The 15,390-nt window shown below is 44.8% G+C and carries 17 protein-coding genes; 6 read left to right on the top strand and 11 right to left on the bottom strand.

Annotation, left to right across the window (positions count from 1 at the left end; all coding sequences use genetic code 11):
- Positions 1-245 precede the first annotated feature (245 nt).
- The 5 genes from QUB77_RS30385 to QUB77_RS30405 form a co-directional block, all read right to left on the bottom strand.
- Positions 246-383, bottom strand: coding sequence for a hypothetical protein (locus tag QUB77_RS30385; RefSeq protein ID WP_333180741.1), 138 nt, complete (start codon positions 381-383; stop codon positions 246-248).
- Entirely contained in the window at positions 380-1,621 is a 1,242-nt protein-coding gene (locus QUB77_RS30390) for a hypothetical protein (protein WP_333180742.1), read from the bottom strand. The genes QUB77_RS30385 and QUB77_RS30390 overlap by 4 nt, the downstream gene beginning before the upstream one ends.
- Positions 1,622-2,172: 551 nt before the next feature.
- Complete coding sequence (locus QUB77_RS30395) at positions 2,173-2,421, bottom strand: hypothetical protein (protein WP_333180743.1); 249 nt, start codon at positions 2,419-2,421, stop codon at positions 2,173-2,175.
- 89 nt (positions 2,422-2,510) lie between these two features.
- A complete protein-coding gene (locus QUB77_RS30400; RefSeq protein ID WP_333180744.1) occupies positions 2,511-2,825 on the bottom strand; it encodes a helix-turn-helix domain-containing protein in 315 nt (104 codons plus the stop codon).
- The gene (locus QUB77_RS30405) at positions 2,797-3,144 is read right to left on the bottom strand and encodes a hypothetical protein (RefSeq protein ID WP_333180745.1); all 348 of its coding nucleotides are present in this window, start codon (positions 3,142-3,144) and stop codon (positions 2,797-2,799) included. The genes QUB77_RS30400 and QUB77_RS30405 overlap by 29 nt, the downstream gene beginning before the upstream one ends.
- Before the next feature lie 424 nt (positions 3,145-3,568).
- Between QUB77_RS30405 and QUB77_RS30410 the strand changes: the two genes are divergently transcribed.
- A complete protein-coding gene (locus QUB77_RS30410; protein WP_015179663.1) occupies positions 3,569-3,751 on the top strand; it encodes a hypothetical protein in 183 nt (60 codons plus the stop codon).
- A 43-nt stretch (positions 3,752-3,794) separates the two neighbouring features.
- On the top strand, positions 3,795-4,370 hold the full coding sequence (locus QUB77_RS30415; RefSeq protein ID WP_333180746.1) for a site-specific integrase: 576 nt from the start codon (positions 3,795-3,797) through the stop codon (positions 4,368-4,370).
- Positions 4,371-4,405: 35 nt separating this feature from the next.
- Here QUB77_RS30415 and dnaB read toward each other — a convergent pair whose 3' ends face one another.
- Both dnaB and QUB77_RS30425 read right to left on the bottom strand, forming a co-directional pair.
- The gene (dnaB, locus tag QUB77_RS30420) at positions 4,406-5,761 is read right to left on the bottom strand and encodes a replicative DNA helicase (RefSeq protein WP_333180747.1); all 1,356 of its coding nucleotides are present in this window, start codon (positions 5,759-5,761) and stop codon (positions 4,406-4,408) included.
- A 116-nt stretch (positions 5,762-5,877) separates the two neighbouring features.
- Positions 5,878-7,584 carry a hypothetical protein gene (locus QUB77_RS30425; RefSeq protein WP_333033767.1) on the bottom strand — a complete coding sequence of 569 codons (1,707 nt, stop codon included), beginning with the start codon at positions 7,582-7,584 and terminating at the stop codon, positions 5,878-5,880.
- A gap of 18 nt (positions 7,585-7,602) precedes the next feature.
- On the opposite strand from QUB77_RS30425, the gene QUB77_RS30430 reads away from it, so the two are divergent.
- A complete protein-coding gene (locus QUB77_RS30430) occupies positions 7,603-7,893 on the top strand; it encodes a hypothetical protein (protein WP_333180748.1) in 291 nt (96 codons plus the stop codon).
- An 828-nt stretch (positions 7,894-8,721) separates the two neighbouring features.
- On the opposite strand, the gene QUB77_RS30435 is transcribed toward QUB77_RS30430, so the two are convergent.
- On the bottom strand, positions 8,722-10,479 hold the full coding sequence (locus tag QUB77_RS30435) for a helix-turn-helix transcriptional regulator (protein ID WP_333180749.1): 1,758 nt from the start codon (positions 10,477-10,479) through the stop codon (positions 8,722-8,724).
- 20 nt (positions 10,480-10,499) lie between these two features.
- Here QUB77_RS30435 and QUB77_RS30440 point away from each other — a divergent pair, with 20 nt between their 5' ends.
- The gene (locus QUB77_RS30440; RefSeq protein ID WP_333058103.1) at positions 10,500-10,682 is read left to right on the top strand and encodes a hypothetical protein; all 183 of its coding nucleotides are present in this window, start codon (positions 10,500-10,502) and stop codon (positions 10,680-10,682) included.
- Positions 10,683-10,915: 233 nt separating this feature from the next.
- On the opposite strand, the gene QUB77_RS30445 is transcribed toward QUB77_RS30440, so the two are convergent.
- On the bottom strand, positions 10,916-12,061 hold the full coding sequence (locus QUB77_RS30445; RefSeq protein ID WP_333180750.1) for a ParB/RepB/Spo0J family partition protein: 1,146 nt from the start codon (positions 12,059-12,061) through the stop codon (positions 10,916-10,918).
- Between the two features lie 120 nt (positions 12,062-12,181).
- On the bottom strand, positions 12,182-13,012 hold the full coding sequence (locus tag QUB77_RS30450; RefSeq protein WP_333180751.1) for a ParA family protein: 831 nt from the start codon (positions 13,010-13,012) through the stop codon (positions 12,182-12,184).
- A 234-nt stretch (positions 13,013-13,246) separates the two neighbouring features.
- Between QUB77_RS30450 and QUB77_RS30455 the strand changes: the two genes are divergently transcribed.
- Complete coding sequence (locus QUB77_RS30455) at positions 13,247-13,498, top strand: hypothetical protein (protein WP_333180752.1); 252 nt, start codon at positions 13,247-13,249, stop codon at positions 13,496-13,498.
- Between the two features lie 84 nt (positions 13,499-13,582).
- On the top strand, positions 13,583-14,740 hold the full coding sequence (locus QUB77_RS30460; RefSeq protein ID WP_333180753.1) for a transposase: 1,158 nt from the start codon (positions 13,583-13,585) through the stop codon (positions 14,738-14,740).
- A 28-nt stretch (positions 14,741-14,768) separates the two neighbouring features.
- On the opposite strand, the gene QUB77_RS30465 is transcribed toward QUB77_RS30460, so the two are convergent.
- Positions 14,769-15,332: a hypothetical protein gene (locus QUB77_RS30465; protein ID WP_333180754.1), complete on the bottom strand. Its 564-nt coding sequence runs from the start codon at positions 15,330-15,332 to the stop codon at positions 14,769-14,771.
- Between the last annotated feature and the right edge of the window lie 58 nt (positions 15,333-15,390).

Here is a 15,390-nt window from a genome sequence, read left to right on the forward strand (position 1 = left end):
GAACTCTAACCCTAGAGGGTTTACCTCATCAATGCTAGCCATCCCCCTTTTTCAGGTTTCGGCTAAACGACTCGCACTCCTAAAATTATCCTAACACTGAAACCGTCAAGCGCTATTTTGACATATATCTGAAATATACACTCTTGCAACTCTTCAAGTTTTTTCGTGTATCTAATTATTTTTTGGTTCGTTCAACATTTTTGCTAAGCAAGAGAGCTTTAACGCGCGATCGCCCATTCCTCAAGTTAGATGGCTACCCAAGAGAGTTCGATCGCCCATCGAGAGCGATCGGCTACCCAAGAGAGTTCGATTTGTTGTAACCATCTGCGTACAGTAGCCCTGTGTACCTTAAACGTTTGGAGCGATCGCAACTTCCCACTCATCTTCTAAAGGGCATCCTTTCTAAATCAAGTTCAGCAACTTTTGCGAGAGCTTCTAAACGCTTCTTTAATGTTTTATGTCGGGGACCTTCTACAGCATACTCATATTTAGAACCTGTATGTTGCAGTTCATAAATTTGGCACTCAATTAAGTTGCTCAAGTTGCCGACTAGCTTTTTGACAGGTATTAGCCACGCTTTAGCTAACGCTTTAGTACGGAACCCAATCCAAGCTGTAAAGTAGGAGCCGTCTTCGCTAATTTGATAAGCCACATTGGGCGATAATTTAACCAGGGGTTCGATGCGGACAATACCCAAACCTTTGAGTTCTCTCAAGCTGTAATTTAGGAGTTCTCCGCTGTTCCACTGGATGTGAAATGGACGTGGCTCTTCAACGTTCAAGTGTTGGACTCTCCCCATTCGTTGAACTCCTTCTCGGTGCTGTAAAATGCAATCTCCCTCTCTAAATCCGTAGAAGCCTTGTTTCTTTGTTAGGTTTTCTAACTGCTGCTTCCAGGCTTCTTCCCAAGCTATGTGAAAGTCGAGAAGTTGGTAATTTTCTTCGCTCAATTGTTGAGCTATTTTTTCTTTTAACTGCTGTTTGTAGATTGGCATAGCGAATTCTAAAAAGTTGTGGGGTACTTCGAGAGCTAAATGCGTTTTAGCTCGGATTCTGATATCGGTAACAGATAAATAGCTGGCGGCTTTTAATTGCTGGGGTGTCGGGATATCTATGGTACAAATTGTCGGGTAGCCGGGAAACAAGTTGATGGGAAAGTGATACAATTGGTCGAGAGCCCAGATGAGAATGTGCTGTTCAGTGAGCGATTCTACTTTGAAAGGAGTTGCATTGCTGAATTGTACCTGGTCGGAATTAGCCAGTACGATGGTTGTGCAAGTTGGAAGTTCTCCAGCAGTCTTTCTAGGGATAAACTGAGGAACGAGGGAGATTGTAAGGGCGCGGATTTCGTCGAGGTTATAAGTCCAAGAAAATGAATCTTCGCCGGGACTTGCGTCCCAAGTAATTGTCACAGGTTTTTCAGTTTTGTTGAGAGAAGTAACAATGCCGTATTGGTTGCCTGTTTTTACGATATCGTTTAATTTGAAGGGATGTTCTTCAGCAGGTGCATCCGCGAGAAAAGGAAAAATTACTGCAATCACTTCTTTAATTTGAGGGGAGTGCTGGCTTGCTGATTCAGGAAAGGTTTTGTGGGGGTTAATATTAGAATTGTTAGTATTCATAACGGTAAAAAGTTGGTTATCCCTTAACTTTTCCCGCTAGGGGTAGCTTTTAATTTAGAGGTTTCCTCAACCAATAGTTATTGCTTAAATTGCAGGAAATGACTTAGCTGTTGTTAGAGGGGAGGCTCAGTTGCTGCAATCGCCAACTATATTGGTATCACCCACATCTACGATCGCACAGCTATTAGTGTGAGTATATTTACTCATATAATTAGAGCGCTCGGTACAAAATGCGATCGCTAGGTCGCGTCAATCAAGACTAGAATAACAAGCTATACACTTAGTACACTTTAACAAGCCTGCCTTTGACAATCTATCGGGTTAACAGCACCTAATTGATAAAAAATTCTCCCAGTTATCAGTTGCTTCTATAACTGGGAGAATTTGCGGGAAAGCCGATATATTCAGGACTTACGCAAAAATTGGCTTAACACACTACTCATAGCGGTAACGTGCGCCAAGTGCACCTACGTATAGAGTCTGTGGGTAATTCCTGATATTAATCTAACGCAGGTATCTCGATTAATTCGATTTCAAACAGAGCTGCGTCGTTATTCTTTAGGCAAAGTAGGCTTTGGTGGAATGTCAAAAACAATCACAAATGTGAATTCTTTGACAAACCGTTGCAAAACCCGAAAATGATCGTCTGCATCCCTCCTCCTGCGAAATCGCGCCACAACAATACGCTGACAATTAGGAAGCAGCTTAATGATGCACCACGGATGCAATCTCTCAAAATAAGTCATTTTAACCTCACCAGCGACAGTAACAGGTTGCGTTCTTTTTTCCTTGCTTGCCATTACGCTAGTTGAGAGAATATTCTTCAAGACAGGTCACGCTGACCTTGACAATTAATTAGGTTTGTGCTTTCAACCGCTCAAATTCTTTTCTAACGCACCTTCTTATCTTCGGAATGCGGACACAGCAAGTTCGCCAGTATGTCGGGAATCTCCTCAAAGTGTTCCAGGAGAAAATCCATTACTGCTAAATGGCGCAAATCTACAGCAGTAGGAAATCTTCGATTTTTTCCCCGCTTAAACCAACCCTGCACTGTTGAATCAGAGCGGGAACAAATGGAGGCAATTTGCTCGTAACTTACCCCCCACTTGACATAAAACTGTTTCGGCGTCATGCCCAATTGGCATTGGCTGTAAACTGCAATCAAATTGCGTTCTCTATCTGTCAAAGTATGCGGCTTTTTCATCCTCACACCTCTCTAAATCTTCCTCCCATGCCGTATCAAATTGACACCAAGCTGCACTCTTGGAATCAGGAGCCAGCCAAATTACGTAGCACCACATCCAACAGCAACGGCGCTGTTCGTAGTTGTAAAATTTGCCGATAACTGTTCCCCCATCGGCTTCTTCGCCAACATCGGCCCAGCGCACCATCTCGCCACACTCAAAGCGCGGGGGATGAATTTGGGCAAAATTTGCAGGCAACTCAGTTGAAGGTGGTAGATCCTTCAACTGTTTTAGTGGCAGGCCCGAAATCAAATCTCGCTTTCCTTTTGAGATTGACATGAGTTCTTAACTGTGCATCGACTGCAACAGATTTGTTTTGATAGGTTTTTAGGCCAATTTCTTGATAAAGAAATTGCAGCGCGATATTTCCTTAAATCAATCAATTGGAATCTATATTTGACGAACTATTCTCAATGCCAAACTCTGGCTAGGCTATCAGTTTTTTGAGATACCGCCCAATCGCGTTGATGTCAAGTCCGGTTGCAGCAGACTGGTATAGTAAAGGTGTAGTTGCTTTTGTCAGCGAGGTGCGATGATGGACAAACGTCTCCAAATCGAACCACACCGGGAAGTAGAAGAACTATTGGAGAATATTGATGACTTGTTCTTCAGGCTCTAACTGGCCGCAAAAAAGGTTGCAGGTAGAATCAAACAATAGTATAATTAGATTAGTTACTAATAATTTTCTGGGTGGCGCGGTGTTATGACAGCCCTTGAACCTGTTACCTTCAGAGACCTCATCGACGCGATCGCCACATTGCCGATTATCAATTTTCCTGAGAATTCTAGTCAGTTGAATAGCAATAAGCGGGAAGTAAGTTGCAACAAGCGCCTCCGATTGCCCAGAAAGCGATTGAGCCGGATTTGGTTGGCCATCAAAGAATAGAAGCCAGTTAGCCTACTTGACGTAATGCCCCTTTCGTCCAATAATGAAGGAATTTACCCGTCAAGGATGCGCCGTGAAGGTTCAAGGGAATGGGCGCGCTAAGATTTTGACGCCCGCAGAAATTGACCGACTGTTTGACCGGGGTTTTATTACAGCAAGGGACAGGCTTTTGTTTGCTGTAACTTTTTACTGTGCCTGCCGCATTTCAGAGGCGTTAGCTTTAACAACTCACGACATTGTTGGGGGGTCAGTCACGTTGCGGAAAGCGACGACAAAGGGGAAATCAGCAACGCGAACGCTGCCGCTCCATCCTATGCTGGCTAAGTATTTAAAGGCTTACAATCCAGATGCGGGTTTTTTGTTTCCGGGGCGAGACAATACGAAGCCTTTGACTCGCGCCGCATCGGATGTGATTTTTAAAGAAGCTTGCAAGCGGGTAAGAATTAAGGGGGCTTCAACACATTCGATGCGGCGGACGGCGCTGACTAATTTGAGCAATGCGGGGGTGCCGCTGCGGGTGATTATGGAGATTTCGGGACACAAAAATTTGTCGAGTCTCCAGCGCTATTTGGAGGTACAGCCGGAACAGCTTGTCAAGGCTATCGGGCTCTTGAAGTAAGGCGACAGAGCTCAATATTTTCCTGTCCTTTAATATTACCGGAGTTTATAGATATTCCGAAACCGACAGCATTCAGCATCAAACAGCAACTTAACCGTTCCCGTTCCGCTATTCCGTCCTTTCAATCCAATAATTTCAGCCGTTCCCCCATCAGGAGAATCCCGATTGTAATAATCGTCCCTGTAAACTCCAAGCACAACATCCGCATCCTGTTCAATTCCACCTGAACCACGCAAATCCGATAAACTCGGACGCTTGTTCGTGCGAGTCTCTACCCCCCGATTGAGCTGAGAAAGCAGCACAACCGGCGCGTCAACCTCGCGAGCCAAAATCTTCATCTGCCGCGTAATTTCGCTAATTTTATTGACAACATTTTCATCCGCCGAATTCACCATCAATTGCAAGTAATCAACAATTACCAAACCCAATGGGCCGCGCTCACAAACAAACTCCCTAACTCTGGAACGAATCTCCAAGGGAGACGGTTCCAAACTTTCGTCTATCCAAAAATCAGCATCGCTAACTTTCCCCAAAGCCGAAGCTAGCACTTCGTACTTACCAGCTAGGTTAACTTTCCTGATATCTTTCACCGACACCCCACTCTCAAGTGCCATTAGTCGCGCTGCCAAGTCCCGACCTGGCATTTCCATCGAAAACATCAAAACTCGACCGTTCGTGGGAAGGCAAGCAATGTTGTAGCCAAGGGCACAAGCCAAAGCTGTTTTGCCACTGCCCGGACGACCTCCTATAACAATCAATTCACCTCGGTAAAATCCGCCTCCCAAGAGGTCGTCGAGGTCGTAAAACCCTGTGCTGATTCCAGGAAAGTAGTTAGCAGTCTCCAAGCGCTCTTCCTCAATTTCATCTAGATATCGCCAAAGCTCCCCGCAGTATTCCGAGAGAGGCCGAATAGCTTTTTGCCGCTCTTCTTTGTACTTATTGAGGGCAAAAATCTTTTCCTCGGCTTTATTTAGTATCGCATCCAATTCGGTGGAAGTCTCGTAGCCAAGCTGCACGAGGTCATTACCAACTTTGATGAGTTCGCGCCGGACAAACTTGTCTACGACTAGCAAGGCATATTGGTCGATGTTGACGGCTGAAACAGTTCGGTCTACCAGCATTACCAGTTTGGTTTGACCCCCTACTACTTCCAGCAGGTTGTGGTCGTCGAGGAAGGTGGTGACGTTCATCAAATCTGTGGGCTGCTCCTTAGAGTGCAGCGCTAAAGCGGCCCGATAAATGTGTTGGTGGACTGTAATTGCTAACGCTTCGGGACGCAGAATATTTGCGACTCGGTTAATCGCGATTGGGTCGATCAGAATTCCGCCTAAAATTGCTTCCTCTGCATCAATATTGCTCGGAATAATTTTGTCAACTAAACTGACTGCCATGTCTGGTATTCTCCTTTGAGCTTGTTGCTAATTCAACTGTGCGAAAAGTTGTCTAAAAGATGAAAAGCTGTCTAAATGGGTTGGATGATCACTGTTTTCACAGCTAAGCTAAATAGCTAAGTAGTAGACAATTTGTTCACAATTTGTTTTGCTTGCTGAGGAAATCGCTGTATCCACTGCAAGTAAATTTGCTGCTGAATACCTAGCGCTGCGAAAGCTTCTTCGCCTAGTTCTTGGAACTGTTCGGATAACTTTCGATGAGTTGTTAATGGCATATACTGAGGGTCAATATAATCCTCAGTTATTCTTGTTGTCTGTGCAGAAGGAGAATTTTTTGGAGTTGGAGAAGAGCCTGCTGAAGCTGGAGACGAAACAACATTTGTTGGGTTCGAGTTTGGAAAACCATTAGTTTTTCCCCACCAACGACCGCGCAAACAGTCAACAATCCATCCTGAAGGGTTAGATATTTGCTTTGTTTGGCTTCTGATTTGCAGCAGGTTTATGGCTGCTTGAATTTCTTCTAAGTTGTACTGGAGGACGCAAACTCTCAATTCGGGATTCATCCCTCCTGTGGCTTGCATAACTATCTCGACAATCTGAGTCGCATCGGGGTTTGTAATTGCAACCGCTTCAGAGTTAGCAATCGCAACTACTTCGGCAATTTTAGTCGTTTCGGAATTGACAATTGCAACCGCTTCGATAATTTCAGTTACATCAGGATTGGAAATTGCAACCGCTTCGGAATTGGCAATTGCAACCACTTTGACAATTTCAGTTGCTTCGGAGTTAGCAATCGCAACCGCTTCGGCAATTTCAGTTACATCAGGGTTGGCAATTGCAATCGCTTCATAATTGGCAATTGCAACCACTTCGGCAATTTCAGTTGCTTTGGAATTGGCAATTACAACTGTTTCGACAATTTTAGCGACTTGAGGATTAACGAACGAAGATGTTTCGAGATTTAACCGGACAGCTTTGTTGGTTATTGTTGGTTCGGCGCCAGAGATTCTTTGATGGTCGAGGCTGTCGAGTTTTGTGGGTAGTTTTTGCGGGGGTTCAGAGGTTAAACCTGTTTGTTCTGAACTGCAAGGTATTGTCGCATCATCGATCGCTTGAATTTTATCTGAATTAGTATTCAGATATTCAGCGGTTGGGGCGGAATATTTATCCTCAGTTAGAATTTTTAGTCTTTGTTGTGAATTTTTATTTGACTGACTGTCTTTGGTCTGGATTTGAGTAGCAGGTTTTGGTTCTACATTTTTTGGTTTTACATTTGTCTTGGCTAAATTTTCTCTTTCTTCAAAAAAACTTAAAAAAACAGCAGCAACATTTTCAGTGCTTTGCTGTCCTTTCTTATCCTCTGTAAAGAGTACGGCGCCATCAGGGTTTGAACCCTCTATTTGCTCAATTTTTGACTGTTGACGTTGATTTTTTGATGAGTTGCTCAGTTTTTGGAATTTTGAGTGGGTATGAGTGAAGGGGCGAACGTCGCCCAGGTGCTGCACTGCTATGCGAAAAATGCCGCGTCCGTAGTTTTTCAGGATTTTGACCAAACCGAGTTTTTCGAGCTGTCTGAGGGCTGTCCGCCTGGTGTTGGGGCTGTAGGGCTTGCCATTGCGGACTCTTGTGGCTCGTTTTTCGCCCAAGGGGATGTCATAGATGTCGATTTCCTCTGGTTTGCCGCCGATGCAGGTTCTGTACAGGTAGAGGGCGAGTTTGATGGCGCTGGGGGTAGCGCCTTCGAGTACGTCGGCCAGGGCTTCGTAAATTGAGGCATATCTGGTGAGTGGTGGTTTGTGCCAGGTAGTTGTATCTGCAACCATTTTTTGTTCGCGGTAAAAATGAGCGTGTCACTTTTAGCGGCTGTGGTAGCTACTAGAAGCGTGCGAGAGGGGTTGTTATGGATTTGGTCGGATTTGGTCGCGGGGTATCCGCTCGTGCTTGCAGCAGGAAGGCGAGATGCGCTCCATCGCGCTGCATTGGCGATCGATCGTCGAGCCCGTGCGATTATTTTTTCCATCCTGCCAGGTCGATCGTCGCGGGATGTGGTGGCGGATCAGTCTTATCAGACTCATAAGAGTTGTAATCAAAAGCTGAAACTTATATATAGCAAGAGTTTCAAAAAATCATAATCCTGGGATGTGGATAAGATTATCCTGGGATGTGGATAAAATTGTCCTGGGATGTGGATGTTTTTGTAATCAAGCTTAAACCCATATACTGTAAGGGTTTGAGGTCAATTTTTTAAGTTTTTTTTATGATTACACGGCTGCTGTCAGCTTGATTACGGCAACTAGCCCTTTAGGCTCGCTGGATCTCGTTAATTCTGAAAATAGGAGTATTTGAATGCGTTCACCTGCATAGCTATCCGCGAGATACCGGACAAAACTGGACAACCAGCTCAAACCAGTAAAGATACAGCCCGGTAAAGTCTGGACTGAGGTTGCGTTAAGAAAGTCATGGCACCCGCAAGATACGCAGCCAGCCCCAGGCTCTGTCGCTGCGATCGCTCAAATTGAATAACAACTTGAATAACCAATCTTTTATTGATCGGGCGTAAAAAATTTTTGCTTGCTGTTGATTAGTAAGGCTTTTGCTGGGTAACATCAAAATTCTCTAACGTGCCTAAAATCGACACAGCGCAAGGTCAAAGTTTTTTATCTGCTTGAAGTCACGATCGTAGGATAAAAAACACTAACCCAATCTATGAGCAGCTTTGGGTAATACAATTTCTCTAAAATGCTGCTACAATGCGGGTCGAGTACCCAATACAATTAGATTCGAGCGGTACAAACTACTGTTGCATTATTTTGGAGAAATGGTATAAGTTTTCCGAAGCAGCGACCAGTGAGGCGACGAGTCAGTTTGGTACGAGTACCGCGCCCCAAAACTGAATTCAACAGCCGACAAGTTTCAAACCCCCATCGATCTAAAATCTCCAATCTCAAATGCGAGCGACTTCACTCAGCGATATCCAATAGAGCGAGCAATTTAGTCTCTATTTCCGGGCTGACAGTCCGCTGACCACGCTCTATCTGAGCAATCAGCGACTGTGAAACCCCCAACCAACCAGCTAATTTTCTCTGAGTCCACCCCTTACCTTCACGGGCTTTTCGCACGGAAGCACCTGCTATCGAGAGTGGTTTTGCCGAAGCGCGCTTTAATTGTTTGGGTTGGGTCTTCTTTGAGATTAAAAGTGGGATGGGTTCTGGCTGAAGGATGGTAATTTTGGCCGCCAGCCAGCATTCTAGGTAGCCTTTTGGGTTTCTTTCCTTGTTCTCAGGCTGAAGTTTATCTGGATAAGTTTCCGGGTCAAATTCTATTTGCCACTCCAGATTCATTAATAGTTTTAAGGCACTATCCCAGCTCTGCTTTAATTTGTAGGCTTTGCGATTATCGCTGCGAGCTGAGTCAATTTGTGGAGATGGTAAAATCGCTTTTAGTAGCGTTAAAACTCGGTATTCACCACTGGCGTGAAATCGGCTTTCTATGGTGACATGAATTGCTAGTCTTAAGGCAAATTCGTTATGGTACGGATCGATTCTCAGCACTTGCTGGGAAAGATAGCCAAACTGATATAACGCTTCTCTCGACTTGGCTCCAGCTCGGTTCAAAAAATCCTGAGTCCACAATCCGGGTTGGACTGTGATGTAGATTTCATGGGGGTTGTCTATCTTACCTTCAAAATTTAACTGACCTTGGGGTTTGATGTAGACATTCCACATTCTCCCTACAGGAGCACTAGCTATAATTTGCCCTTTCTTGTTCATTCCCTCAATCCAAACAGCTTTGACCAACAAACAATCAAGGGCAAATGCTGTATTAGCAATCTCTAGCAGTTTTTCTATTTGAGTTTTTTTGTGATTTTTATCCCATCCCATTTCCTTAACAATATCGGTGGCTTTTAGTGTAAAGCTGCTGTGCCAAGGAGTTTCTTGTTTCATGGTGTGAGCTGCAAAAATAATGTGCAATTTTGCGCTGGTAAACCCAAACTTATCAATGATTTGCTGGGCTTCGTTCCAAGGCAGCAGGGTAATGTCACCTGGGCTGGAAATGTAATGCTCGATATAATTGTTTGAGTTACCCTTTGCTTCATGTTGAAAAACAGCAATACTGCTGGCAGCTTCATACCACAAATCAGGTCGGATCTGCGCGCGGAGACTGGAAGCCATCAGAGCTGCTGTTGGAACAGCTTCTACAGATTTATTCTTGAATAATGGGGGTTCGGTTACTGAAATTGGAAGGGGTGCAAGTTCTAAGATTTTTGCCAACTGAGCTGCTGATAGATTTTGTATATTTATTTGTTGTAGTAATTCATCGGCAGCATGATATCCACACGCACTAATTATCTGAGATTCTGTCCGGGATTCGGATTTGGGTAAGGATGCGTCAGGGTGAAAAGCGATCGTTCCAGGCAGAATATCCGATAGGTTTTCTCCTCGATTCCAGGGTTCTAATTGATTCAGTATCCACTCTGCATTCTTTTCCAAAAAATCTGATGTCAAGTATTTCTCGAATGTTTTTTCAATACTTCCTAATAATTGTGGGGTGATTTTTAAATCGCGATACGGTAAGTGTTTTATTCCACTGTTTTGAGATATAATTATTTTCAAAGCGTGATGCAATCGGGTAGCAATATTCACTAATATTGAATATAGGAGTTTACCTTCTCTACCTAGTTTGAGAGCGTATTGTTGGATGCGATCGCGGTCTCTCATAAGGACAATGTGTTTTCAGGTTGCCACATATATCGAATCAAGCAAGATTTAACCCGCCGACTATTAATGGTAAACTCCTCAAGGCGATCGGTGCTTGCTACAACCAACAAAAAGCTGTTTTGCGATCGAAATTACCGTCAGACAGAACAACTTATCAAAAAATTCACAAACTGACTCACAAGCTTGCATTGCCTCATGGATAACTACCTCCACAATGCAATTCGTTTATTATAGATTGTCTGGCAGCTAATCAGATCGAAGGCGATCGATAAAAACGATGGGTAGAAACAGTCGATCGATTTCAGCAGACAGCCCCATCGAAACTTTGTTGTTATACCAAATTCATAAAATATCGCTAAATATCTACCCCCTCAACTCCCCCGTTCGAGGGGAGGAGTTAGAACTGCCTCTGTAGCAGAAATTTATGAAATTGGTATTATTCCCCACCATTTTGTTTCAAAACCGCCTCAATTTCCGCCAGCTTTTGGCGCAAAACCTCCTGCAACTCCACAAGTTGGTCAACTTCAGCTTGCTCCAACACTTGAGGTGAGAGCTTTTTCAAATTCCCGGCTGCCAACTTAACCTGCTTGAATTGGCGGGCTGCCCCTGGGAAATCATCCAGATTAGAATTGATAATTTCTTGCACCAATTTACGAGTTTGAGTCACCGACAATTTCTCGGCAATAACTCGATCGGTTGCTTGAACTCTAATCGGCTGCGCTTCTTCCTCTGGCAAGACTAAATTTTTAGCAGAGAGTTTAGAAAGAGCCATTGCATGAACCCCTTTAAGTCCTAATTGCCTGATAGCAGTCTTAAGGTCATCAGCCAAAGACAGCATCGGGAAAATGTTGGCATCGATAGAAGCGGGATTGAGCTGCAAATCCAACAGTGTCCGCAAAACGGCCAACTCTTGTTCATCCAAACCCAAAGCGGCCCAACCCTGTTGCTGCTCGTCAGGTGCCACCGTCACCAACTCGGAAACCAAGTTCATCCGTTTTTGCGCGTTCAAGCGTCGCACCACTGTCGAGAGAATGCGGGGGATAGTTGCAGCTTCCAAACCCGTATTTTCAGACAACTCCCGCACAATAGCTTCTGCTTTATCGAGGGGATTGAGGTCTTCACGGTGCAGGGAAGTCAGCAGTGCTTTGCGGTGCAAAGCCGCGGGTTCTGGAACGATCACAGCTTGTAAAGTTTCCCAGCCCAGATTTTTAGCGCTGCGCCAGCGCCGCTCTCCATCGAATATCACGAGTTCTCCCCGTTGAATCAAGATAATGGGTTGCAGTTGTCCGTCACTAGCGAGGGAGCGGGACATGGACTCGATACTTTCCGGCAAAAATGTCTGTCTGGGTTGTTCAGGATTAGGCTGAATTTGGTCTAGTGAAATGGAGAGGATACCGCTGGCGGATTCTAGTTGTTCTCGCAGTGCAGTCAATTGAGATTCCAATTCCGTTGAACCCGATTTTCGCAGTTCTTCAATTTCTGCTTTGAGTTCCTGAATCTCGGATTCAGCTTCAGAGAGGTGCATTGACTGCTTGGCGGATGAAAAATAATTTCCCAAGTCGGGAGCTTTACGGGCGGCCATGGCGATTTTAGATTTTAGATTTTAGATTTTAGATTTGGATTGGAGAAAGTGAGTTCATGGCGAAAGCAATAAACGAAGGATTCGTTTTCGCCGGCGCAAGTTGTGACTGTGAATCAAATACTATTTCTTTTTTTTTCCTTTTTTGGCAACAGCCGGGGCAACTTCATTTCCCATTAAAGTAGCTAGGTGCTTAACAATTTCTTTGAAGTCCCCTAAAGCTGGGTGAAGCGGGCGATAAAGGTGTAATGGCAACCCTTGACCGCTGGCATTGACAAATTCTGCACTGTCCCGAATAGGTGGAAAAACGCGGATATTCATCTGCTCTAGCTGGGCTGGCAAGGACTCTAAAAGTTGTCGGTGGACGGCTCGTTTCGTATCGTATTGGTTGGGTACAAACCCTAAGATTTCTGGTTGCGGCTTGAGGCGTAATTGTTTGCAATGGTGGTAGTACCACTCCAGCAGGTGAGCTGCTCCTTGAATTGATTTTGGTTCGAGCTGTACGGGCACTATTATATGAGTGCAAGCAGTTAGTGCCATCAAGGGCAAGGGGCCGAGGGTAGCGGGGCAGTCGAAGATAATTAGGTCGTGATCCATTGGATAGTCGCTCAGGCAATCGCCTAGAAGATAAGCGCCACGCTTGTGCAGAACTAACTCGTCTGCTGTTTGTGTCAGCGTCATTCCGCCTTGACAAACGGTTACATTATTGGTGTGGGAACTCCAGGTAGGGGTAAGAGGCCAAGAGCCATTGAAGCTTTCTCGCATTATGGCGGACAGTGTGTGTTCTGGCTCTGGCGAATTTAGACCGCAAAAAAGGGTCAGGGAGCCTTGGGGGTCGAGATCCATAATGGCTACTTTCAAACCCCTCAACCCGAGTTCGTAGGCGAGGTGAACTGAAAGTGTGGTTTTGCCAGTGCCGCCAGCATTGCTGATGATTGCTAGTCGAATTTGCATACTTTTGAATTAAGTAGATGATTTAAGTATGATATATCGAGAGTCGGCATCAGATATCGATATATGAGAGCATTACGGTAAACCACCGTTGGGCCCCACGTTGAAACAGCAAGTTAATATTTAGTCGGTCGAGCAGAATCTCGTCAAGTTTAGTAGGGGCGAAGACTGTTGAAAAAAATTTAATTTCGATCGCTCTTACTGAAACACGGAACGTCATATATCGATATCTGAGGTATGGGATCTAACCGCCGAGTTAACTTCGAGCGCAGTCTTGGGACGGTGCGATCGTACAATGTACTAGGGAACTTCAAAGGCACGGAAGGGTTGGGCGAGTCAACTGAACAATTTGCATTAAAATACCTAGAATTAGTTGAATGTTTTCAACTAAAACAGCAGGATTCCCCCACCATACCGTTTCGGTATGGTGGCGTGAGCAATGCGCGTGAGAGAGCCATTGCACCACCAACCAAATCGATAATCCCGTAGGCGCTAAACAAGTGAGGCGGTGTATAAGTAAACGAACAAATTATTTGATTGTCATAGTTTCACGCGTTGAGATATAGTGGCGTCATGAAACAAGTCCTGACAGTATCTTGCAAGCTCGAAGTAACGCCGGAGCAATCGACGAAAATCGATTCGACGCTCCTGGCGTTTGCTAATGCTTGCGAATACGTGAACCAAACTGCTCCTTCAACTCTGACAAACGAGTTGGCGATACAGTCCTTGGTTTATCACGATGTCAGAACTAGATTCAGCTTGTCTGCTCAGTTGGCGATTCATGCGATTAGACGGGTTTCTGGTAACAGGAAAACGGCCAAGAAAGATGGCAAGCCAGTTAAAAACTTTGCTCCAACAAGTGCCACTTACGACCCCCGCACCTTCTCTTTCAGAGAGAAAGACTGGACTGTAAGTTTGACCACTATCAACGGTAGAGAGCGATTTCCACTTGCTATTGGCAACTATCAGCTTGGATTGTTGAAGGGGCAAGTCCCCAAAACAGCCACGCTAGTAAAACGTAAAGATGGTACTTACTATCTGAACATTCAGCTTGAATCTGTACCACCAGAACCAATCGAAACCGACAAAGTTTTGGGGTGTGATTTGGGGCGAACTGACATTGTTGTTACATCCGAAGGGGATAAATTTAGCGGCAAAGAAATTACCGCAATTAGAAATCATTACGCCAAACTTAGAGCGGATATCCAACAAAAAGCTACGAAAGGCACACGCAGTGCTCGACGCAGATGTCGAGCATTGTTGAAACGGTTGTCGGGCAAGGAAAAACGCTTTCAGGAATTGGTAAATCACACCATCAGCCATCGACTGATAACTAGGGCTAAGTCGAGTAGCCAAGCTATTGCTTTGGAAGATTTGACCGGAATCAGAGAGCGAACCAATAGCCTTCCTCGCAGCAAAAAAGAGCGGAGGTTGAGTAATAGTTGGGCGTTCTTCCAATTGCGGCAATTCTTGATTTACAAAGCGATAAAATATGGCGTAAAAATCTTGTTGATCGACCCTAGATACACGTCGCAGACTTGCCATAACTGCAACCATATCCACCCGGTTCGGGGTGAATCTTATCGGCAAGGTAAGCAGTTTGTTTGTGGACATTGTGGCTATGTTGGCGATGCAGATTATAACGGGGCGAAAAATATTTCGGCTCTTGGGGTTGTTGTAAACCAGCCTGAAGGTTCGGGGCTTTGCTGTTCTTTGAGCGGTGATGCATAGCGGGCTATTGAAAGCCCCCACTATACCGCTATACGCGGTTGGTAGCGGGTAGTTTACTATAAACCGTCCTATCTTCTAGTTTCATGAACCTCCAGATACTGCCTGTTGTCACTGCACCATAAACACAGGAAATGCTGTTATCTTTTTGAATATTAAAAATCTGGGCTGCCAACATTTCTGCAATGCACTGGGCAATTCCCGATTTGATATTGTCATTCTTGGCTTCGACAAGTGTAAACACGGGAGCATTTAAAGATAATTGTTCTGGTGAATGACTAATCATAAAGTCACAAATGCCATTGAGTCCTTTGACTCGATCGATATTAAATTCCGTACCGGAAAAGAGGCTGATTTGACGATCGCACCGCCTGCGGAGTTCAATCAATACCGGAGCGACTATCATCTCCGATCGCGCTTTTTCCGTGTCAATTCCCAAGGCTAAGGGAATATTTTCGGCTAAGGTTTCCTTTAAAAGCTGACTGGGTGCGATCGGTTCTACAGCCGTAAAGACTTCAGATACTTCTCTAATTGTTAAGCCGAGTTTATGCTTAATATCATCTAGGGAAAATTCGCTATAGAGCCCATTTGACATCTTTTACGGTCTTGTGGTAGCGTGACCGTAAAAGCATTATCCAGCAGCACCCATGCCT

The organism is Microcoleus sp. AT9b-C3, assembly GCF_036705485.1.
GTDB lineage: Bacteria > Cyanobacteriota > Cyanobacteriia > Cyanobacteriales > Microcoleaceae > Microcoleus.